Here is a 21,381-nt window from a genome sequence, read left to right as displayed (position 1 = left end):
TCAAAATTTGTCGTGGGGTGAATAAAGAAATTCAATTCCCAGGTGGCGGGGCCTCTCATAGTATTTGAGATTGATATATAAACGATATGTAGGGTGGCCATAGATGACCCAAGCACAACCCCTGTTGATTGACACTGAGTACCAATACCTGTCTGATGCCCTGGCTTTGCAGAAAAAAGCCTATCTTGAAGCTCCCATGCCATCTGTGGGTTATCGCCAGAGTATGCTGGATAAGCTCCATAATGCGGTTTTGGAATATAAAGATCGCCTGGTAGCTGCCATCAATGATGACTTCAGTAACCGTTGTGAGTCGGAAACCCTGTTATCTGAGATTCTTCCTCTCTTCGATGCCATTGCTTATAACCGTAAACGCATCAAAAAATGGGTTAAGCCTCAACGTCGTCATGCACCCTTAATGTTGCAGCCTGCTGCAGTTAGCGTAACGTATCAGCCGCTGGGAGTGATTGGCATTGTTGTGCCTTGGAACTTCCCGGTATTTCTGGGGTTGTCGCCCCTGGTTTACGCATTTGCTGCGGGTAATCGGGCCATGATTAAAACCTCCGAGTTTGCACCACGTGCCTCAGTGGTTATCAAGCAAATGATCGAAGCCTATTTCAGCGCCGAAGAAGTACTGATTGTTGAAGGTGGCGTGGATGTGAGTACCGAATTTACCCGCCTACCGTTCGATCACTTGGTATTTACCGGCGCTACCGAGATTGGCAAGCATGTGATGCGTGCTGCGGCCGATAATCTTGTACCGGTTACCCTGGAGTTGGGTGGTAAATCCCCTGTGATTATTCATGATAGCTTTCCCATTGCTGAGGCGGCCAAACGTCTTGCCTTTGGTAAATGTATGAATGCCGGACAGATTTGTGTTTCTCCTGATTATATTTTGTGTCCTAGAGATAAGGTAAATACCTTTGTCAGTGAATTCCGTAAGCGCATTGAGGCAGCTTACCCCTCTTTTAAAGATAATAAAGACTGGACCGGTATTATTAATGAACGCCAGTTGTCACGTTTACAGGGCGTGCTGAAAGACGCTGAAGAAAAAGGTGCGCGTATTTTGCCAATCAATCCGGCCAGCGAAACCTTCGAGGGAACTCGCAAGATGCCTGTGACTATGGTGCTCAACGCAACAGAGGATATGCGTATCCTGCAGGAAGAGCTCTTTGGTCCTCTACTGCCTATCCTTCCTTATGATGATCTTGATGAAGCGATCAGTTACGTCAACGCCCGTCCACGCCCATTAGCCTTGTATTACTTTGATTACGATAAGGCCCGCGGTCAGCACATTGTGGAAAACACCCACTCTGGTGGTGTGTGTATCAACGATACCTTGAGTCATGTGATGTCCGATGATGTACCTTTTGGGGGTATTGGTCCATCAGGTATGGGGCACTATCACGGTAAAGAAGGTTTCCTGAATTTCAGTAAAGCCAAAGCTGTCGTAGCTAAAGGCAAGATCTATATGAATGACCGAGTAGGACCTCCCTGGGGGCGTTTAATGTATCGCTCATTGATGCTGATGTTGGCTCTGAAACTGAAAAAACGCAAAGTGTAGGTCGCGGTCATGACAGTAGTAACTAAGCGAGAGAAACCGCCCGTAAAAAAAGAGCAGAAAGAAGTCGTTAGCAAGCCAGAAGACAAGCAAAATGATCAGGGCTTTGATTATGACTATGTCATTGTTGGTAGTGGCTTTGGTGGCTCTGTCAGTGCCTATCGATTGTCACAAAAGGGTTACAGGGTTCTGGTGATTGAAAAAGGTAAATGGCACACAGAGCAGTCATTTGCTAAAAGTACCTGGAACTTCAAACGCTGGCTATGGGAGCCAAAGGCGGGTTTCGACGGCATTATGAAAATCTCATTGTTCCGGCACGTATCTGTTATTTCTGGGGTTGGTGTCGGTGGTGGTTCACTGGTTTACGGTGCAACCTTGCCAACACCTAAATCGAGCTTTTTTAGATCTGGTTCTTGGGGGGCGCTGGAAAGTTGGGAAGAGAAGCTTAAACCTTTCTATGATGAAGCCTTAAGAATGTTGGGGGCTGTCACCAACCCGAAACTGACTGCGGCCGATAAATTAATGCAAGAGCTGGCAGTAGATTTGGGCAAAGAGGATGCCTTTGAGCCTTCGCGGGTGGGTGTTTTCTTCTCCGATGCCGATAAAGAAGGTGAGCTGGTACCGGATCCTTACTTTGGTGGTGAGGGCCCCAGTCGTCGTGGCTGTACACATTGTGCCAGCTGTATGATTGGTTGTCCTAGTAACGCCAAAAACTCACTGGATAAAAACTACCTGTACCTGGCGCAAAAGCTGGGTGCTAAAGTAATCGCCGAAACTGAAGTGATGGATGTGTCGCCAGCAGGTCGTGCAGATGGCAAAGATGGTTATCTCATTAGTTGCAAATCAGGTGGTTGGCGTAAATCCACGTCGACTATTTATAGCAAAGGTGTGATCTTCTCCGGTGGGGTGCTGGGAACTATTCCATTATTACTTAAATTGAAAGAAGAGGGCTCTTTACCGGCGCTCTCTCCTTATTTGGGTAAAGACATTCGTACCAACAATGAATCCTTAACGGCAGTTACCAGTCTGGATAAAAATGCTAACTTCGCTGAGGGCGTTACGATTGGATCGATCATCAATACCAGTGACCACAGTCACCTGGAGCCGATCAGTACCAATGGTGATTCCGGGGCGATGAAGCTGATGCATATGCCGAGAGCTTATGGCGGTAATGCATTTACCCGTATAGCTTCTATGGTGATTGATTTTGTCCGTCACCCGCGTGAAAACTTTGATTTGATTTTTTCTCGCGGCTTTGGTCGGCGTACCATTATGTTGCTGTTTATGCAGCATCTGGATAGTACGTTAACCTTTAAACGTAACAAGCTAGGTATCATGACTTCTCATACGGAAGAAGGGCAGGAGGCGCCTAGTGCCAGTATTGCTGAGGCCGAAGATATAGCCGATAGAGTTGTACGCCTGATGGGTGGTAAAGCGACCCGTGCAGGTAGTGAGTCTTTATTAGGGATTCCGAGTACAGCACATATTCTGGGTGGAGCTGTAATGGGCAAAGATACCCATCATGGGGTTATTGATAAACATAACCGCGTATTCAATTACGAGAATATGCTGGTGTGTGATGGTTCAGCAATATCCGCTAATCCGGGTGTTAATCCCTCGTTAAGTATTACCGCAGTTACCGAATGGGCGATGAGTCATATTCCTGATAAAAAATAGATTGTTTTAGTTCCTATGTTGGTTTGTGCCCATAGTGATATCCATCACTATGGGTTTTTCTTTTTTCAGGATCTTTAAAATTAGTCTTACTCGCCTGTGAGCTGATATGCCGTGCTTGTAATTTACTAACCCCTTGTTTTTATAAGGAAAAGAAAATTACTAAGGGAAATGGTTGCGTAAATATAAGCTGATTTGTGTGACGGATACTTCTGGCAGAAGCTAATAATGGCAAGGAGAGAATAGCTCTAACAATAATTAATCAGGTAACCGTTATGATTTATGCTCAGCCCGGACAAGAAGGTTCCGTTGTCGCTTTTAAAACTCGCTATGAAAACTATATTGGTGGTGAGTGGGTTGCACCTACTGAAGGTCGCTATTTCGAAAATATTACGCCTGTAACAGGTAAGCCCTTTTGTGAAATTCCACGCTCTTCAGCGGTGGATGTAGAAAAGGCGCTGGATGCAGCTCATGCGGCTCGTCAAGTTTGGACTAATACCTCGGTTACCGATCGTGCCAATCTCCTGTTAAGGATTGCCGATCGCGTAGAACAAAACCTGGAAGCCCTTGCTGTTGCAGAAACCTGGGATAATGGTAAAGCGGTGCGTGAGACTCTAGGGGCCGATTTACCCTTATTTGTTGATCACTTCCGTTACTTTGCTGGTTGTATCCGCGCGCAGGAAGGTTCTGCCTCTGAGCTGGATTCCACCACCGCCAGTTACCACTTTCACGAGCCCTATGGCGTTGTAGCGCAAATTATTCCCTGGAATTTTCCGTTACTGATGGCGGCCTGGAAATTGGCGCCTGCACTGGCTGCTGGTAACTGTGTGGTACTAAAACCTGCCGAGCAAACCCCTGTGAGTATTTTGCTGGTCATGGAATTGATTGAAGATATTCTGCCGGCAGGTGTGGTTAATGTGGTCAATGGCTTTGGCCAGGAGGTGGGTGCTCCATTGGCTCAAAGTACCCGTATCGCCAAATTGGCCTTTACCGGTTCAACCGCTGTGGGCAATGAAATTCTTAAGTGTGCGGCCAATAACCTGATTCCCTCTACGGTGGAATTGGGGGGGAAATCTCCAAACATCTATTTTGAAGACGTACTTCAGCAAGAAGATGATTATGTGAATAAGTGTGCTGAAGGTTTGTTGATGGGCTTCTTTAATCAGGGAGAGGTATGTACCTGCCCATCTCGCGCGCTGATTCAAGAATCCATTTACGATGACTTTATCGAATTAGTGCTTGAGCGTGCCAAGACTATTCAGCAGGGAAATCCGTTGGATACAGAAACCCAGGTCGGTGCTCAGGCTTCTATGGAACAGTTGGATAAAATTCTCAGCTATATGGAAATTGGCCGTAACGAAGGGGCGCAAGTTCTGCTGGGAGGTGGTCGTAACTTGTTAGGTGGCGATCTGGCCGATGGTTTCTATATTCAGCCAACCTTGATGAAGGGCACTAACGATATGCGTATCTTTCAGGAAGAAATTTTTGGACCGGCGCTGGGTATCACCACCTTTAAAGATGAGGCCGAGGCGTTGGCGATTGCTAATGATACTGAATACGGCTTGGGGGCCGGTCTCTGGACTCGCGATATGAATCGTGCCTATCGCATGGGTAGAGGTATTCAGTCGGGGCGGGTATGGACTAATTGCTACCACGCTTATCCTGCTCACGCGGCCTTCGGCGGCTACAAAAAGTCGGGTATTGGTCGTGAGACGCACAAGATGATGCTTGATCACTATCAGCAAACCAAAAACCTGCTGGTGAGTTACAGCACCAGCCCAGATGGCTTCTTTTAATCTGTCTGAGGGCGGCATTCTAGCGGGGCTTTAGGCCCCGTTTTTTATGCCCTGTCTATTAAGTGATGAGCTAATGTGAAGGCTGGGCTTGCGTATAACGTATTGATCTATATGGGGTTTCGTGGGTGAGGTTATGCGAGGCCGAATATTTTTGAGCGGATCTGCATGTTTCTATAGGTGTCGATCGACTAATCTTTGAATCTGAAAATACAGTCTTTCCAAACCTTATAAAAAATAGTCACCAGTGACCTGTGAGGACAAATAAGATGAATGCCAAGGTAGATATTAGCCAGGATGCTAAAACGACGGACGTTACACTACAAAGCGAAAACCGTATTGAATTTCTGAAAAAAGCAGTACAGAGCGAAACTAACGGCGCGTGTATTGAGCGCCCGATGTTGTGGACAGAATATTACCGTAATAAGCAGAACAAAGATAAAACGGCCAACGTGCAGATTGCAGAAGCAGTAAGTCATGTTCTGAAACATAAAACGGTCCGTATTTACGAAAAGGAGCTGATTGTCGGTAATTTTACCTCCAAGCGTGTAGCGGGTTTCTGTTATCCCGAGTTTGGTGGGATCGAGGCGATGTCTCAAGTGTTTACAATGCCAACACGTAAAGTAAACCCTCTGGAGATTAGCCTGAAAGATCGCTTTAAGTTATTTTCCAAGATCCCCTTCTGGTTCAATAAGAACTCTGCCACTCTGGCGTTTGATGGTATGAAAGACGCTATGCGTTTCGCTAAGGAGCAGTCAGAGGCGCTGCAGTATCAAATTTATGAGGCGGGTGGTATCTCCCATATCGCACCTAACTACGAGAAAATCGTCAACGTAGGTGCTCAAGGCATCATTGACGAAGTTGAAGCGTTGGAGAAAATTACCACAGATTCAGAAAAACTGGATTTTTATAAGGCCGTTAAAATATCCATGAACGGTATGGCGGCATTTGGCGATCGTTATGCCGCTGAAGCTAGCAGAATGGCATCCGTTGAATCTGATCCGTTAAGAAAGCAAGAGTTGCTAGACATCGCTGCCACTTGCTCCCGTGTACCACGTTTGGGAGCGAAAAGTTTCTACGAGGCGGTTCAGTCCATGACGCTGGCGCATATCTGCATCTTTATGGAAACCTTTGGTGAAACCACCTGTCCGGGCCGTATCGATCAATTCCTGAATCCGTTCTACGAAAAAGATTTGGCTGCCGGTGTTATCTCGCGTGAAAAGGCCAAAGAAATTCTGGGGGCTTTCTGTATCAAATTGTGTGAAACCATTCCAATGCATGGTGAGGTAGGTACCAGTACCTTGGGTGGCTTAACCAGTTGGGAAGTGGTGACTATCGGTGGTCAGGATAAAGACGGTAACGATGCTACTAATGAGCTGAGTTTTGTGCTGTTGGAGTTGGCCGATGAACTGCGTATGCGTCAGCCAAACTTCCATGTGCGTATTCATGAGAATACCCCAAAAGCATTCTACGACGAAGTCATTCGAATTAACTTCGGTCCGGGTTCCGCCCCTGCCATGTACAATGATGAAACCATTATCGAGTCCATGACCGATATTGGTTACTCCCTGGAAGACGCGCGCAACTATGTGGCCATCGGCTGTGTTGAGCCAACGGCGCCAGGAAAAACGCTGGCATCTACGGATGCGGCCATGTACAACATGCCGTTGGCGGTGGAATTGGCGCTTAATGAAGGTCGTCAGTTCGGTTCGAAAAAACAGATAGGAGCCAAGACTCGTCCCGTATCTGAAATGAAAACCATGGAAGATGTTGTAGCTGCCTACGATACTCAGGTTAAGCATCAACTGGGCAAGCTTCGCAGTGATCTGGAAGCGGTTGAAAAATTCCACGCCAAGCATCACCCAACCCCGTTGAGTAGTGCGTTGCTCGAAGGTTGTGTGGAAAGCGGTGTATGCTCTACCAAAGGCGGTGCAGTGTATAACTTCTCAGGTATTCAGGGTTGCGGCATGGCTGCTACTGCTGATTCTCTGCACTGTATCGAGAAAGCGGTATTCGAAGATGGCTGGATTTCCATGGAGGAACTGGTTGTTCAACTAACAGATGACATCAGTGATGAAAAAATCTTCACTAAGCTGAACGCCATTGATAAGTTCGGTAACGATATCCCGGAAGCTGACAAGTGGATGGTCTGGGTCGGTGAGCATTATTCTGATCATATCAAGGCACTGGGCAAAAACACTCGAGGTGGTAACCACAATGCGGGTGTTTACTCCAATACTTCACATACTCATTTCGGCGGTTTGGTAGGGGCTCTGCCTAATGGTCGTCGTGCCGGTGAAACCTTCGCTTCCGGTTTTGCGCCGGAAAACGGTGCAGACAAGCGTGGTACCACCGCATTGTTGAATTCCATGAACAAAATAAATTACAAGAATTTTGCTAATGGTATCAACTTCAATATCAAGCTGGATGCTTCAAGCTATGAATGTGATGATGGTAAGAGCGCGCTCGGCAGTTTATACAAAGTGTTCTTCAAACGCGATGGTATGCAGGTTCAAGCTAACATGCTGGATCCAAAAATCCTGATTGAAGCACGTGATAATCCCGAGTTGCACCCTAACTTACTGATTCGTGTGTCGGGTTATTCGGCTTACTTTAACGATCTTTCGCCGAAGATGCAGGATGAGGTTATCTCCAGGAGCTCCAATGCGGCCTGATGCGAGCCTCATTAACTCGATCAATATAACGGAGCCACGTAAGGCTTCGTTATATTTTGATGTTAAGCGTAATACACTGGATGATGGTCCGGGCATACGCAGCGTGGTGTTTTTTAAAGGTTGCCCTCTGTCATGTACCTGGTGCCAGAATCCGGAAAGCATAAATACCGGTTACGAGCTGTCCTTTGATGCTGAAAAATGTATCGAGTGTGGCGACTGTGTCAGTGCCTGCCCCGAGCAGGCGATTGATTTAAGCGCTTCTGGAAAAATCCTACGTGATAAATGCACACAGTGTTTTGAGTGTGTAGATGCATGCCCTTCGGGAGCCTTAGAGCAAATTGGCCGACCCACCACCGATTTGGAAGCACTAGCCGACACTGTGCTGGAAGATGCCGATTTTTTTGATATGTCGGGTGGCGGACTAACCGTATCAGGCGGAGAAGCCTTGATGCAGATGGATGCCGTTGGTGAATTGTTTCAGTTGGTAAAAAGTAAAAGAGATATCCATACGTTGATTCAAACGGCGGGTCTTTTCAATTACGGTAAATTTGAAAAACTGGTATTACCCTATACCAATACCATTTACTTCGACCTTAAGCTGATTGATAGTGATGATCATCTGACCTATTGCGGCGTAAAAAACGAACCTATTATCGATAACTTTAAAAGGGTTCAAGCGTTGGCGCTTGGAAATGATCTTGAAGTCTTGCCTAGGGTCCCGTTGATTCCCGAGATTACCGATACTGATAAAAATCTCAACGGCATTGCCGATTTGATGAAAGCTAACGGCGTCAAGAAAATGCAAATTCTTCCCTATAACCCGATCTGGTTGGATAAGTTACCCAGATTTGGTGGCACCAAACGGTTGGATATTGGTGAGCAAACAGCAAAGTTTATGTCCGATGCCGAGTTGGATCGATGCACTGAAGTATTTGAGTCTCGTGGTATTTCGGTACATTGCCATAGGTAATGGTCACAGGTAGTTTATGAAACGCGCATTGTTATTAATGGGTTATGATGTTCTGGAATCCATCGCTGTTTTATCCTCAAGAATGGATTCAGCATTACGAAATCCTAAGAAGAAAAGTCAAAAATGTGCACCACTACTGGGGCATAACGGTTATCAGTATCGTTTAGACGAGGCGTGGGGAGAACCTGAAAATAACGCAGAATATCCTGTACGGGATTGCCATGAAATGGTGATTGATTCTCTGGGGCGTATCATCCTGTTAACTAATCACGAAAAGAATAATATCCTTATCTATAGCCCAAATGGCGAAATTGTTGACAGTTGGACTCTGGGTTTTAAATCCGCTCATGGTTTGACCTTGGCCACCGAAAACAATCAGGATTATCTGTATATTTGCGATTATAGAACTGAATCTGTGGTTAAAACGGATTTACGAGGCAAGGTATTGTTACGCTTTCCGACGCCTGCCGAGCTGGGTATCTATGCCAATCCTGTAAAATACTTGCCAACAGGTACAGCGATTACCAGAAATGGCGATGTCTATGTGGCCGATGGTTATGGTTCATCGTTTGTTATTCAATATGACCGGAAAGGCAACTATATTCGTCATTTTGGTGGTAGAGGAAAACAAGAGGGAAGTATTAACTCGGCGCATGGTATCGCCATAGATAACCGTAAAGGCCAAGAGACAGTACTGGTCAGCTCCAGAGAGGATGCCTGTTTCAAACGTTATCGTTTGGATGGCACCTATCTGTCAGCAATACCGCTACCGGGGGCCTATGTCTGCCGTCCTGTAATTCATGGTGATAATATTTACGCGGGGGTGTGCTGGTCAGGAAAGTTGTTCAAACCTAATAGTGGTTTTGTCACCATTCTGGGTGCTGATGATCGAGTCATTTCTAACCCTGGTGGCAATCAGCCCGTCTATAAGAATGGTAATCTACAGCCCATTGTTCAGGATGGCTCTGTCTTCAAGCACTGTCATGATGTCTGTGTAGATAACGAAGGTAACATCTATGTTTGTCAATGGAATGCTGCGGGTGCCTATCCGGTGAAGCTGGAAAAATCTAGCTAGTAAGAAGCCATTTGCGGGTGAGTCAAAGCCCACTTACAATTAAGGCATACCTATATAAGAACTCCGCAGGTCGATAATGAAAAAACTGATAGGCGGCCAGGATCCGCTATTCCCTTGGGTGCTTCATCCTAATTACCTATTTGAATATGGCCTTGAGCTAGGCATATCACCTACAGAGTTATTAGCTAATACGGGTATATCCGAGAAAGATTTGGAAGATGTCGACTTGCTAATCAGTTGGCAACAATATCGTACCTTAGCCGATAACCTGGCGTTAAAAGGCCATGCGGATTGGGGCTTTGAATTTGGCTTACGCTTACCTGTTGCCAGTCACGGCTTACTGGGGTTGCTCGCGCTTAACTGTGTAACTTGGGAGCAGGTAATTGAGATTCAGGAAAGTTATCCAATACTCATTTCTCCTATCTTTTATGTCATCCGCAGGGATTCGGAGGAATTCTGTTATATAACCGTGCATCCTGAATTTACTCGTGATCCCATATTGGATCGCTCTATGGAGGCCTATTTTTCCATGAACTATCGGGCGATTGAGCAGATGGGGGGAGGCTCTATCAAGGATTATGGCGATAATTTTTTTATCTTTGTTAAAGGTGATCCTCCACCATATCACCGAAAATTACGAACATTTTATGGCGGTAATATCGAATGGAATAACCATGTTAATCAGATTCGTATTCGTAAAGAGTTGTTGTCAACGCCTATTCCTAATGCCAACCCTATAGCAGCTAATGCGACACGGCGTATGTTACAGGCGCAGTTAAATCAGATGTCAGCCAGAAAAGGCGGTTTGAATGAACTACGAGAATTATTTGTAAAAGGTGTTTACAAGCAGGAAGAGTGTGCAAAGCAGCTATATACTACTTTACCCACCTTCAAGCGCTACTTAAAAGGCGCCTGTACCACGTTTAGTCGTGAGTTGGCGATGTTTCGCATTGATGAGGCAGCTTGGCTAGCTGCCAACTCAATTATCAGTATGGCTGAGTTGTCTGATCGATTGGGGTTTCAGGATGTAAACAGTTTTGGACGCCTATTCAAGAATGAATTGGGTGTGAGCTTTAGTGAGTATCGTAAAGCCCATCAGTCTTAAACACTTGTTAGCTAAAATTCCTATACCACTACTTATCAGCAGTCGTGCTGGTACTACAGGTGTGTTTGTATATAGTTTGAGAAGATTGCTGTTGAATAGTGCTTTGTACTTCATGTTTCATAGCCAATAAAAAAGGGTTACTCGATATGTATCGAGTAACCCAAGCGGAGAGCTTGCGGAGTTAGATTTAGAATGATCCTCTCAAGGTAACACCATAGGTACGAGGTGATCCCAGGTAGGCATTGAGGTCACCTACCTGGCCCGGTGGTGTAAATGCAACCGTAGGGTCAGCTTCGTCCGTAAGGTTAAGGCCCCACAGATCCAGTTGCCAGCCATTAACTTCAGAAACCAGCGACAAGCTGGCGTTAACTACACCGACGCTATCTTCTTTAGCCAAGCTACTGGTCATGATGTAACGAGAGCTGCCGTATTGGTACTGCACCCTTCCCTTAACGCTCATATCATCGGTCAGTGGTGTATCAAAATTGAGTGAGGCATTACCGCTGAAATGTGGTACCTGTTTCATCCGTTGGTTTGAAATAGCGGGGTCAACATTATCATCCCTACCGTATTTGGCATGTGGAATCCACACGGCATCCAAATTTGCCGAAAATACTTCGCTAATCTGCACCAGGTTTTCAAACTCGATGCCGTAGTTCTTGGCAGACTTGGCATTGAGAATGGTGAATTGGAGGCCTATAAACTGAGCAACCTGAAGATCTTCAATATCATTATAGAAGGCTGCTACATTGGTTTGCGCGCGGCCACCCCAGTAGGTGGTTTTCATCCCCAATTCATAGCCATCGATGGTTTCTGGATCGTAGGATGGATCCAGAGGCGTAGCACCTGGAGTGATTGCGGGGTTGTTTTCCACTGTGCCGGCACCGCTTGCATCGAAGTTAACCCCACCGGCTTTAAAGCCACGGTTATAGGTGATATACACCATAGTGTCTTCCGATGGGAAATACTGCAGTCCCAGAGTACCACTAAAGGCGCGATCGACATTGGTCTCGTCATACTCAGGCCCAGGCATGGTGCCGAGTACAGTTAATACTGTACTCGGACCTAAGCAGGTGTTGGGGGCGGTATTATTGCCAAAAGCTGCCAAACAGACATCGTCGCCGGTCAGTGGGCCTGCGGTGGATATGGTATAGCTGGCAAGGGAATCATCGAAGAAGTTATAACCAAATGAACCTGATTTTTCTTCTTCCGAATACCGTAGGCCGGCAACCAGCTTCCATTGCTCATTGAGATCGATATTGACATGAGAGAAAATAGCGATAGACTCGGTTTCCGATGTCATAACCTCATCTGTATATTGTCCTAGTGGGTTCAAACTATAGTCAATGTCTACACCAATAAGTTGACCAAACTGCTCGCTAAAACCTGAAGTAAGTAACCCTTCGTAGAAAACCTCTGAATCCGCACCGTTAAATAGTTGGCGGTCTGCATCGATATCCTCTTTTGAGTAGAACAGTCCAACAATATAATCGCCGTTAAGGGCACCCTCAAATTCACCGCTAAAAGTTAATTCCTGAGAATAAAATTCACTGTCAAAGGATTCGTTAAAACGTAAAATATCCGCGCCGTTAAAGTCGCCGTCAGCATCCTTCTGTTGCAGATCGTAGTGTCGATAGGCGCTGGTAGAGGTTAAGGTGCCAATGTCAGTATCGTATTCCACCTTTAGGGTCAGGCCTTCGTCAGTGATGCGCTGCTTGGTTTTGTGATTAAGGGCTGACTCAAAATCGTCGAAACTATCCGAGGGTAAGGTCAGTCCTTTGCTGACTTGAATGAAATCGGTAAGGGCGGTAACGTCGCCATCTTCATAATCTACCGTGCCGTAGCAGCAGTTGCCATTGGACTCAAGAGAATCAGCAATTACATGGATCGAGAGATCTTCACTGGCTTCCCATAGCCATTGAAACTTAAGGGCTTTGGTGTCTTTACCGTTAATATCTTCGCCGGTATTGACATCCTCAATAAAACCTTCTTGTTCGTCATACAGGGCTGCAACTCGGATAGCTGAGTTCTCGGTAACAGGGATGTTGACAGCTACGCGATGATTCTGGGAACCAAAATTACCAAAACCGATACTGTAATCTGTCGTAAGCTCTTCCAGTGATGGTGCGGTAGAGTTAATTAGTACGGCGCCGGCAGAGGTGTTTTTGCCGAACAGGGTACCTTGTGGTCCACGGATAACCTGAACGCCGCCAACATCGACAAAGCTTTCCAGCGCGGAAGCCGCACGGGTGCGGTAAACACCATCAATAAAAATGCCTACAGCACCTTCAAAGGACCGGGAGTTACCCACGGTGCCAATCCCACGAATGGTGACATTGGCAGTCGCAGAGGCATTATTTGAAGAGGCGGCTGTAATGCTGGGTGATGCCTTGCTGATATCCGACAGATCTTCGATACGTGCTTCGGCCATGGCTTCAGCGTCTATGGAGGTTACAGCAAGCGGTACTTCGTTAAGGGACTCTTCTCGACGCTGAGCGGTTACGACAATCTCTTCAAGGGCCAAAGAGTCATCAGCATAGCTGTTAAAGGAAAATGGTGTAGTTGCGGCAATAGCTGCAGCCAAGGGGATGACACTAGTAGGTATCTTCATACTCTTGTTCTCTGTAAATAGGGTTAAACATCTCACATAAGGAGTGTTCTAGCTCTTTTAGTTATTATTAGAATTTTGGAGTTTTATAGCACTGAGTGCTTGTAATGAAATTCAGTTAGAATCTATTAACTCACCTAATCATTATCTTCATGAAGAACAAAGTTGAGCTACTCAAAATAGCTTATTTTTAGAATGTTATATTTGAAAGTGAAATATAAAGTCTTGTTAAATCATAAGGTTATGTCTTGGGTTGCCATGCAGATCAGCTCAAAATAGTTTATTTAGGGGCATTGTAGGGTTTGCATGATGGCTTCAACTTCAGATTCAAGTCTAACGCCAGAACTATTTAGAACTCCTGCCAAGGCCCCGTAAAGACCTAATAGCATAAGCAGTTCAATTAACTGTTTGTCGGAGTAGTAAGATGCCAGTTCCTTCCAGGTTACGTCTGCAACCTTAGCGTCTGTATGGAATTCATCTGTCGCGCGTAAAAGGGTGATTTCTTTTTTGTCCCAGCCATTGGCTTCAGGGCCTTTGGTTATTCTTCTTATATCCTCTGTGGTGAGTCCTATATGCAGGCCAATGTCTATATGTTGTCCCCATTCGTAACGTGATTTTTTTAGCCATGCCGTTCTGAGGATGCACAGTTCGGTTTCTCGTCTGCCAATCGAGCCATTCGGCATTAAGCGGGCGTTGAGTCGAGCAAACATTAAATAGATGCGAGAATTTCGAAAGAACGTTCTATAGAGATTAGTGCAGTTTGCTGTTCCCACTTTTACCATGAACTTTATTAACCGGCGTTTAAAGAAACCCAATTGTTTGTCGGTCAGTGGTTGCAGCTTTATCTGTTGCGAATGGTTCCAACCGCCTTCGGGTTGCAGCTCAATATGTTGGATGCTGTTCATGATCAATACCTGTGCAGGTTACGCCACGTTAATGGCGTAACCTTGTTGGATTAAACGTTAGAAAGAGCCGCGTAAAGTTATGCCATAGGTACGTGGTGCGTCGATGTAAGCATTTAATTCACCGTTCAGACCTGGTGGTGTAAATACTGCAGTGGGGTCGGCCTCGTCTGTCAGGTTTAACCCCCACAGATCAAGCTGCCAACCGTGTACATCGGATACCAGCGAGATATTGGCGTTAACGCGATGGTTGCTATCTTCTTTTGCCAGGCTGCTGGTATGAATGTAGCGGGAACCGCGATACTGATATTGCACGCGACCTTTCAGGCTCAAATCATCAGTCAATGGTGCATCAAAGTTCAGCGCAGCATTACCTGTGAAGTGTGGTGCCTGTTTCATACGCTGACCAGAGATGGCTGGATCGATGTTGTCATCGACACCGTACTTAGCGTGCGGCATCCACAAACCATCCAGGCTGGCAGAGAAGACTTCAGATAACTGCACCATATTTTCAAACTCAAGACCGTAGTTCTTGGCGGACTTGGCGTTGAGGATGGTGTATTGCAGGCCGACAAACTGAGCTACTTGCAGGTCCTGGATGTCGTTGTAGAAGGCAGCCAGGTTGGCTCGCGCGCGGCCATCCCAGTAGGTGGTTTTCATGCCTACTTCATAGCCGTCGATGGTTTCTGGATCATAGGATGGATCCAGCGGTGTTGCGCCGGGAACAAAGTCTGGGTTGTTGGCAAGCGTACCGCCTGCATTGGCATCAAAGTTTACGCCGCCAGCTTTGAAGCCGCGGTTGTAAGTCAGGTATACCATGGTGTCTTCAGAAGGGTAGTACTGCAGACCTAGCGTACCACTAAAAGCGCGGTCGACATTGGTTTCGTCGTAGGCTGGCCCCGGCATGGTGCCCAGGAAGGCCAGAGGTGTAGCCAGACCATCGCAGGAATAGGTATTGCCTGCAACGAATGAAGGGCTGCTTAGATTACTGTTAGAACAAAAAGCGCCAGCAATGAATGCTCCTGCGCCACCACCACTGGTTGGAGTTATTAAGTAAGAGCCGGTGCTGGCATCAAAGAATGAATTCTCAAAGGACCCACTTTTTTCCTCTTCGGAGTAACGCAGACCGGCTACCAGTTTCCACTTATCGTTCAGATCGATATTGGTGTGGGAGAAGATGGCGATGGACTCTGTTTCTGACTCCATGATTTCCGAGGAGAAAACACCGGGTGCGATAGGCGCATCTACGGCTACGAGTTCCCCAAATGTTTCTGAAGTTTGAGCAGTGTACAGAGAGCTAAAATATAAATCAGCGTCGGTGCCAGTAATTACATCACGCTCAGCATCAATAGTCTCTTTTGAATAGTAGAAACCAAGAATGTAATCACCGCTCAGCTTGCCATCCAATTCACCGTTAAAGGTCAATTCCTGTGAGTAGAATTTACTGTCAAAGTCTTCGTTAAACTGAACCACATCCACACCGTGGAAATCCGCATCACCTTCTTTTTGTTCGAAGAAGTAGTTACGGTAAGCGGTGGTAGAGGTGATGCTGCCGGCATCGGTGTCATAGACAACTTTCAGAGTCAGACCTTCATCGGTAACGCGTTGTTTAACTTCTTGGTTTAACGCGGACTCACGATCTTCTGGATCGTCTGAGGGTAACTTCAGGCCGTTAGCCAGTTGAATATTGTCAAGAATAGTCGTGACATCGCCATCTTCATAGTCAACGGTACCGTAGCAACAGTTGGCGTTGGACTCTAGCGCATCGGCTATCACGTGAACGGATAAATCATCACTGGCTTCCCAAAGCCACTGAAATTTCAGGGCTTCAGTGCGTTTGTCATTTATATCGTCGCCGGTATTTACGTCTTCAAAAAAACCATCCTGCTCGTCATAGAGTGCAGAAAGGCGAATCGCAGAATTTTCACCGGTAGGCGCATTAACTGTCAGTTTAATGTCCTGGGAGCCGTAGTTACCAAAGCCCACACTGTAATTTGTGGTTAGTTCTTCCAAGCTCGGTGTGGCTGAATTAATCAGTACCGCACCTGCGGCGGTATTTTTTCCAAACAGGGTACCTTGTGGGCCGCGAACAACCTGAACGCCACCGATATCTACAAAGGTTTCCATGGCAGAGGCGGCACGGGTGCGATAAACTCCGTCAATAAAAATACCCACCGCTCCTTCAAAGGCGCGTGAATTACCTACGGTTCCAATACCACGGATCTGTACATTGGCGGTTGCCGATGCCTGGTTGCTGGAACCGGCGACTACACTAGGGGAGGCATTGCTGATATCGCTTAAATCTTCAATACGGGCTTCGGCCAGGCCTTCGGCATCGACCGCTGTAACGGCCAGTGGTACATCGCTAAGGGCTTCTTCCCTGCGTTGGGCGGTAACCACAATCTCTTCCAGAGTTAGAGATTCTTCGGCTTGGGTGTTAAATGATAATGGCATAGCTGCGGCTATTGCGGCAGCCAGTGGAATGGCTGTAGTAGAAATCTTCATCTTCTTGCTCTCAATGAGTAAGCCAGGGTCAATCCATGAGGATTGCCTTGATCGCTGTAGTTATTTTTGCACCACACGTTAATGCAGGCACTTCCCACAATATTCAGATTGAGAGTAGAAATTAAGTGAAAAAATTATTGAAGGGGTATGGAGGAATGGAAATCCTGCCGTTATTGTTGGGTATAGCGGTTTAGAATTTCCAAGAATTTATTCACCAGTGACACCTCAGAAGATTCAGGCCTAATGACGCTGTAAGACTTCCACAGAAAATCTATGTTGGTAGGGACCTCTACTAATAATCCCGCAGCTAACTCTTTTCGAAATATGACTTCTGGCCCGCCGGTAATGTAATCAGAGGCTATGGCCACCTGTTTGGTGGTCGCGTAGTTGTCACACACAATACGCGGTAAGTAGAAGTCATTGATGCGTTGAAACTCTTCGATAATTTCTTTTGTTGCCCGTGGTGCAATAAGGGGGAATTCGGTTAGCCTCTCACTGGCTACAGGGCCTGGTTCGGCTAGTAGTGGATGGCCAGGTCGGGCCACGGTGATGATTTTACTGGTTTGAATCGGTGAGGCGAGTAGGGTGTCATCAAGTTGCTCTACTGAGAAGGGTCCAAGCACAATGTCCATTTCACCACTACTGAGCATATCGAGCAGTTTTTGCGGGCTATCGGTTTTGAGGGATATTTGGATGTTGTCAGTTTCTTCGGTAAAGTCGAGCAAGACTTTTGGGAAATAGAGTTGTTCTATTATTGGTCCGATACCAATATTCAGTTCACCTGCTTCCAGATTTGCCATTAATTCTATATGGCGTTGGATCGCATTTAATTCCGGGGTGAGCTTGCGCCCCTGTTTGATAATATACAGGGCCGCATCCGTGGGCATCATGCCTACGTTGTTGCGAAAAAAAAGTGATATATTGAGTACCTGTTCCAGGCGCCCGAGTTTTTTGCTGAGCGTGGATTGGGATGTATTTAGCACCTCAGCGGCTTTGTTAATGCTGCCCAGTTCCGCAACGGTTTTGATAAGGTTGATATCGGAAATATCCAGCATCAATGCGCCCTTGATATTCACTTTTTAAGTAACCTTAGCAAATTGTTTTCAATTTTGGAAATGCGATTTGAATAGAACATCTACATATAACCGGGGGAAACTGTGAGAGATGGTTATATGCAGATGTAAAAGGGGAGGAGGTTTAGCTGGCTTTAGCTACCGCGAGTTCACGTTCTTCCTGTTCTCGCTCTTCTTGCTGTTGCTTCTGTAGCCATTCGCAAAAGGCTTCTTCGCCGGGTTCTGGCAGGATCTCGCCGCCTTCCATAATCCACTGGGCGGGCATTTCGAACAGGCTGATTTCCATAGCTGCGTTGGAAACTGATATCACGTCAGCTAGCTGGTTCAGCATTTCCTGGGTCAGGGTTTCATTCATTTCGCCGGTGCGGCCTTTGCGAACGTTGGCACCGATATGGTGAGAAATACCAGGGCGTAAAGGTGTATTTTCAAAGAAAACAACATTCACAAAAGTTTCTGGGGCGCCAGTCAGACCACAGTGCACGTCAACAACTTTTTGCGCAACCTGCTTTTGTACGGATTCCGGAAGGCGAGTTCTGGATGAAATATTATATAGGGGCATGGCATTGATCCGGGTAGTTGTATGGTGAATTACAAATTTATATCTGTGGTGAAATAACCCTTACTGATACGACCCAGTAGCAGGCGGCTCATGATTTTGGCTTGGGCCCATGTCTTTTTGGATTCGTCAAACTTCGATTGCGTGATGTTTAAGCTTTCATCTGCCACTGAGAAATCAGGCGAATTTAGAATAATCTCATTTTTGTTGCACCCGGTAATGTATTGCCATTTATCGCAGATCTCGAGCATGAATGGGTGTCTTTTATTTGCAGGTAGTCCATCTTCGACTGCAACCATCACGGTTGATGCAGTAGAGATCTTACCGGCCAGGTAGGCTTGACCTTTAGGCAGTGTCATCCACATAAATACCAGTTTGTAGTCCACTCCAAAATGTGTCTGGTAAATACCCTTGATCATACTTTCCAGTTGCTTAATGGTTTTCCGGCCCAGAGACCCTTCGTGGATCAAGCATGGCACGCGAACGGTTTTCTTCATGGTCTATCACTACCTGCGGCTGATGTATTCGATAATTCCCCCTTAGCATAAGCCAGCGGTGTGTTTTGGGTAGTGAAATCTTTAGTTTGCCCCGGCGAAAGAATGGCATAGGCCATATTTGGCTATTCGAAAAGCTCGGTACACCCATAAAATAATCGCAACACGGCCATTGGCGAAATTCGTTATATTGGGAGGCTACCAATTCACGATAGATTTTTGGGTGTACTCTTATGTCTAACTCCCCTGTACAGCAAGAGCTGAAGCTGCGATCCGGCAGTGTGCTGAAAAACCGCTTGTGTAAGTCCTCCATGAATGAAGCCTTGGCGACCGGTGAAGGGCGTGTCGTACGTGAATTCGAAGTGCTTTACAAAACCTGGGCCGAGGGTGGTTCCGGCCTGCTGGTTACGGGTAATGTGATGGTGGATGCCCACCATGCCAATGAACCACTGGCGGTGGCTGTTGAAGATGAGCGCGATCTGACCGAGCTGAAATTGTGGGCCAGAGCCGCTAAATCCCAAGGTGGTCAGATTTGGGCGCAGTTAAGCCACCCCGGGAAGCAGTCGCCTAAGTTTTTAAATGATAGTCCGGTAGCTCCTTCGGCGATTCCGTTGGTCAGTGATATGTTTATGCCACCGCGAGAGCTGCGCGAAGATGAAATCCTCGATATTATCCAGCGGTTCACCAACACAGCGGTGATCCTGCAAAAAGCCGGTTTCGATGGTGTGCAGTTGCACGGTGCTCACGGTTATTTGATCAGCCAATTCCTGTCGCCAAACCATAACAAGCGTACCGATCAATGGGGTGGATCTCTGGAGAATCGTATGCGCTTTGTGACCGAAGTGTATAAGTCTATTCGGGAGGCTACGGGCAAGCGTTTTAATATCGCAATCAAACTCAACTCCTCAGACTTCCAGAAAGGTGGTTTTACTCACGAAGAATCCATTGAAGTGGCCAAGGTTCTGGATGGACTGGGTATTGATCTGATAGAGATCTCCGGTGGCAGCTGGGAGAACCCGGTTAACCGTCGTGGTGAGCAAAAAGAATCTACCCGTAAGCGCGAAGCTTACTTCCTGGAATTTGCTGAAGAGCTGAAGAAAAATGTGTCGGCACCGCTGATGGTGACCGGTGGTTTTAGATCTCAGGCTGCTATTGAGGAGGCGTTGGATTCCGGTGCTATGGATGTGGCTGGTTTGGCCCGCCCTTATGCGGTTGATCCCAATCTGGCTAACAAAATTCTCCAGGGCCAGGGTTATCGCTCAACCGTTGAACCAATCACGACCGGTATTAAGAAAGTCGATGATATGGCGATTATGGAAATCAGTTGGTATACCAACCAGATTCGTCGTATGGCTGAGGGTAAGGCCCCGGGTTCCAAGCCGAGAGGGCTTTTTTCTGTGATTAATGTGTTCTACCAGTTCTGGAAGCGTGGCCAGGTGGTTAAACGCGTAAGAGCGTAATACTGTTCGTAGATTGACTTGTCTATACGCTTTACGGGTTATCCACAATGTATCTGTGGAGCGTAGATGATTCCTTCAACTGGCTATTCTTGCTCTGTCTTATTAGGTGGATCGAAGCGGTATTGAAGGCGGATCGAGCCCAGCCTACCGTTCTTTTCCATGTCGGTTAATGTTTTTCGGAAGTGTTGTTGATTTGCTTCACTGATTGCATTGTTCCAGGACAGGTAGACTTCAGTTCTTAGAGAGTAGGCGGGATCTTTTATTCGATGCAATTGGTCGGCACTCCGTTCTAGCTTATGGTAGTGCCAGCGGGCACTGGCCTCACTGAAAAACGCAAAATCCACACGATTACTGGCAAGCATTTTGAAAGCATGATTGATTGATTTTACTCTAACAAGCTTAAGGCCAAACTGAGATACCCATTGGTTTAACTCCTTATAACCTATAGTTGTCAGGGTTACGATGTCGCTGTTCCGCAAGTCTGTCCCGGTTTTGGGTATGTGCGCTGGTGGGGCGGTGTACCAAAACGAGGTGTGAAAACTTGCCAGGTGAAATCTTGATGCTCCCTTGGAAAGTGACCAGCTCTCAGAAGGGGAATCAGCAATTCTCGCCGACCAGGTTTTACCAATAAACACAAAGGTTAGCCATTTTCGTTTTGGATCAGAAGTGGTTAGGCTACGCACTCTCATGGCAGGCATGATCTTGGGTTGTAGTTCTATATCTGTATCTTCCACGAGCGCCAGGACTATTCGATCAATCATCCCCAATGAGGTTTCGTGCTCATAAGGGAAATGTTTAGATTGATACGCGCCAGAAGCCTCTTCCGGTATTAGGTATTCGATGGTTTCTGCGCTAAGAGTGTTAGCGATAGAAGCTAGCGCTAGACATAGTACGTAGCGATACATGCTCGGCCTGGCCTGGGGATAAATGACG

Annotated in this window: 15 protein-coding genes; 8 read left to right on the top strand and 7 right to left on the bottom strand. The window is 46.5% G+C overall.

What is annotated here, in order from left to right:
* Nucleotides 1-103 precede the first annotated feature (103 nt).
* From ACGHZ6_RS20150 to ACGHZ6_RS20120, 7 genes are all read left to right on the top strand, one after another.
* Nucleotides 104-1,561: a coniferyl aldehyde dehydrogenase gene (locus tag ACGHZ6_RS20150; RefSeq protein ID WP_390615831.1), complete on the top strand. Its 1,458-nt coding sequence runs from the start codon at nucleotides 104-106 to the stop codon at nucleotides 1,559-1,561.
* Between the two features lie 9 nt (nucleotides 1,562-1,570).
* Nucleotides 1,571-3,235 (top strand): FAD-dependent oxidoreductase, encoded by a 1,665-nt coding sequence (locus ACGHZ6_RS20145; RefSeq protein ID WP_390615830.1) that lies wholly within the window; start codon nucleotides 1,571-1,573, stop codon nucleotides 3,233-3,235.
* A gap of 272 nt (nucleotides 3,236-3,507) precedes the next feature.
* A complete protein-coding gene (locus ACGHZ6_RS20140) occupies nucleotides 3,508-5,028 on the top strand; it encodes an aldehyde dehydrogenase family protein (protein ID WP_390615829.1) in 1,521 nt (506 codons plus the stop codon).
* 266 nt (nucleotides 5,029-5,294) lie between these two features.
* Nucleotides 5,295-7,700 carry a pyruvate formate lyase family protein gene (locus ACGHZ6_RS20135; protein WP_390615828.1) on the top strand — a complete coding sequence of 802 codons (2,406 nt, stop codon included), beginning with the start codon at nucleotides 5,295-5,297 and terminating at the stop codon, nucleotides 7,698-7,700.
* Nucleotides 7,690-8,670, top strand: coding sequence for a glycyl-radical enzyme activating protein (locus ACGHZ6_RS20130; RefSeq protein ID WP_390615827.1), 981 nt, complete (start codon nucleotides 7,690-7,692; stop codon nucleotides 8,668-8,670). The genes ACGHZ6_RS20135 and ACGHZ6_RS20130 overlap by 11 nt, the downstream gene beginning before the upstream one ends.
* A 16-nt stretch (nucleotides 8,671-8,686) precedes the next feature.
* Nucleotides 8,687-9,745, top strand: a complete 1,059-nt coding sequence (locus tag ACGHZ6_RS20125; protein ID WP_390615826.1) for a hypothetical protein — start codon at nucleotides 8,687-8,689, stop codon at nucleotides 9,743-9,745.
* A 76-nt stretch (nucleotides 9,746-9,821) separates the two neighbouring features.
* A complete protein-coding gene (locus ACGHZ6_RS20120; RefSeq protein ID WP_390615825.1) occupies nucleotides 9,822-10,850 on the top strand; it encodes an AraC family transcriptional regulator ligand-binding domain-containing protein in 1,029 nt (342 codons plus the stop codon).
* A 187-nt stretch (nucleotides 10,851-11,037) separates the two neighbouring features.
* On the opposite strand, the gene ACGHZ6_RS20115 is transcribed toward ACGHZ6_RS20120, so the two are convergent.
* The 6 genes from ACGHZ6_RS20115 to ACGHZ6_RS20090 all read right to left on the bottom strand — a co-directional run bounded on the left by ACGHZ6_RS20115 (nucleotide 11,038) and on the right by ACGHZ6_RS20090 (nucleotide 18,991).
* The gene (locus tag ACGHZ6_RS20115) at nucleotides 11,038-13,461 is read right to left on the bottom strand and encodes a TonB-dependent receptor (RefSeq protein WP_390615824.1); all 2,424 of its coding nucleotides are present in this window, start codon (nucleotides 13,459-13,461) and stop codon (nucleotides 11,038-11,040) included.
* Between the two features lie 281 nt (nucleotides 13,462-13,742).
* Nucleotides 13,743-14,363: a carboxymuconolactone decarboxylase family protein gene (locus ACGHZ6_RS20110; protein WP_390615823.1), complete on the bottom strand. Its 621-nt coding sequence runs from the start codon at nucleotides 14,361-14,363 to the stop codon at nucleotides 13,743-13,745.
* A 57-nt stretch (nucleotides 14,364-14,420) separates the two neighbouring features.
* Nucleotides 14,421-16,865 carry a TonB-dependent receptor gene (locus tag ACGHZ6_RS20105; protein ID WP_390615822.1) on the bottom strand — a complete coding sequence of 815 codons (2,445 nt, stop codon included), beginning with the start codon at nucleotides 16,863-16,865 and terminating at the stop codon, nucleotides 14,421-14,423.
* 170 nt (nucleotides 16,866-17,035) lie between these two features.
* Nucleotides 17,036-17,941, bottom strand: a complete 906-nt coding sequence (locus tag ACGHZ6_RS20100; protein ID WP_390615821.1) for a LysR family transcriptional regulator — start codon at nucleotides 17,939-17,941, stop codon at nucleotides 17,036-17,038.
* A gap of 121 nt (nucleotides 17,942-18,062) precedes the next feature.
* A complete protein-coding gene (locus ACGHZ6_RS20095; RefSeq protein ID WP_390615820.1) occupies nucleotides 18,063-18,497 on the bottom strand; it encodes a hypothetical protein in 435 nt (144 codons plus the stop codon).
* A 29-nt stretch (nucleotides 18,498-18,526) separates the two neighbouring features.
* The gene (locus tag ACGHZ6_RS20090) at nucleotides 18,527-18,991 is read right to left on the bottom strand and encodes a hypothetical protein (RefSeq protein WP_390615819.1); all 465 of its coding nucleotides are present in this window, start codon (nucleotides 18,989-18,991) and stop codon (nucleotides 18,527-18,529) included.
* Nucleotides 18,992-19,221: 230 nt separating this feature from the next.
* On the opposite strand from ACGHZ6_RS20090, the gene ACGHZ6_RS20085 reads away from it, so the two are divergent.
* The gene (locus ACGHZ6_RS20085) at nucleotides 19,222-20,448 is read left to right on the top strand and encodes an NADH:flavin oxidoreductase/NADH oxidase family protein (RefSeq protein ID WP_390615818.1); all 1,227 of its coding nucleotides are present in this window, start codon (nucleotides 19,222-19,224) and stop codon (nucleotides 20,446-20,448) included.
* A gap of 83 nt (nucleotides 20,449-20,531) precedes the next feature.
* Here the strand turns inward: ACGHZ6_RS20085 and ACGHZ6_RS20080 are convergent, their stop codons facing one another.
* A complete protein-coding gene (locus ACGHZ6_RS20080) occupies nucleotides 20,532-21,353 on the bottom strand; it encodes a hypothetical protein (protein ID WP_390615817.1) in 822 nt (273 codons plus the stop codon).
* Nucleotides 21,354-21,381: the final 28 nt, after the last annotated feature.

Source organism: Maricurvus nonylphenolicus (genome assembly GCF_042854845.1).
Lineage (GTDB): Bacteria > Pseudomonadota > Gammaproteobacteria > Pseudomonadales > Cellvibrionaceae > Maricurvus > Maricurvus nonylphenolicus.
This window is presented reverse-complemented; position numbering and strand designations above follow the sequence as displayed.